1 protein-coding gene and 1 pseudogene are annotated in these 913 nt (G+C 58.4%); one reads left to right on the forward strand and one right to left on the reverse strand.

Annotation, left to right across the window (positions count from 1 at the left end):
- Nucleotides 1-498, forward strand: a 498-nt coding sequence (locus ACOCD2_RS22435) for a potassium transporter TrkG (RefSeq protein WP_293675320.1), incomplete at its 5' end; no start/stop codon positions are given.
- A 4-nt stretch (nucleotides 499-502) separates the two neighbouring features.
- On the opposite strand, the pseudogene ACOCD2_RS22440 reads toward ACOCD2_RS22435, so the two are convergent.
- A pseudogene (locus tag ACOCD2_RS22440) lies at nucleotides 503-913 on the reverse strand (hypothetical protein); the annotation flags it as partial.

The following is a 913-nucleotide window of genomic DNA, read 5'->3' on the forward strand; positions in this document are numbered from 1 at the left end:
ACGGGGTTTGCGACGGTGGATTTTTCCCACTGGCCGGATTTTCTGCCGGTGCTGCTGATTTTTGTCAGTTTTATCGGCGGTTGCGGTGGTTCTACGGCCGGTGGCATGAAGGTATTGCGCGTGGTGCTGCTGTTCAAACAGGGCATGCGGGAAATACGCAAGCTCATCCATCCCAATGCCATCCTGCCCGTGTACCTGGGCAGGCACGTGGTGGACCAGCGCATCATGAACGCGGTGTGGGGTTTCTTCGCCGCCTATACGCTGGTATTTGTGGTGCTGATGCTGCTCATGATCCACGCGGGGCTGGACCAAGTGTCTGCGTTCTCCGCTGTCGCGACCTGCATGAACAACCTGGGACCGGGCCTGGGCAAGGTAGCCAGCAATTTCCAGGAAGTGAGCAGCCTGGGAAAAGGCATTGCCATCATCGCCATGCTGCTGGGGCGGCTGGAGATCTTCACCATCCTTATTCTGCTCACCCCGGCGTTCTGGAAAGACTGAAAGCTTAGAGTATCTCCGCCAGCAGTTTGCCGTCGTTGGGCGTCAGTTCGTGACCCTGGTAGGAAAGCCAGCGCTTGGATTTGCCGCGCAATGCGGGGACCATGTTCATGTCCTGGCTGAAAGGCGGCACTACAAGATCACCGGCGATGACGTAGCCGCCACTGCGAATGACCGAGACATAGTCGATATCCGGATGAGGCTGGGCATTCAGCCAGAACAGCAGCGTACCCGGTGCGGGTGGCACCAGGTTGAACAGGATACCCCGGGAGGCCTTCAGCGTGTGGTACATGCCATCGCCGATCTCGTCACGCACGAACCATTCCTTGACAATGCCAAACATGCCCGAATCATCCACGGCGTCCAGGGCGCGGATGGCCTTGTCTGTGCCCAGATGAGGAGCGGCGATGGTAATTAG

The sequence above is a fragment of the Thiolapillus sp. genome, assembly GCF_048562965.1.
Classification (GTDB): Bacteria; Pseudomonadota; Gammaproteobacteria; order Chromatiales; family Chromatiaceae; genus Thiolapillus; species Thiolapillus brandeum_A.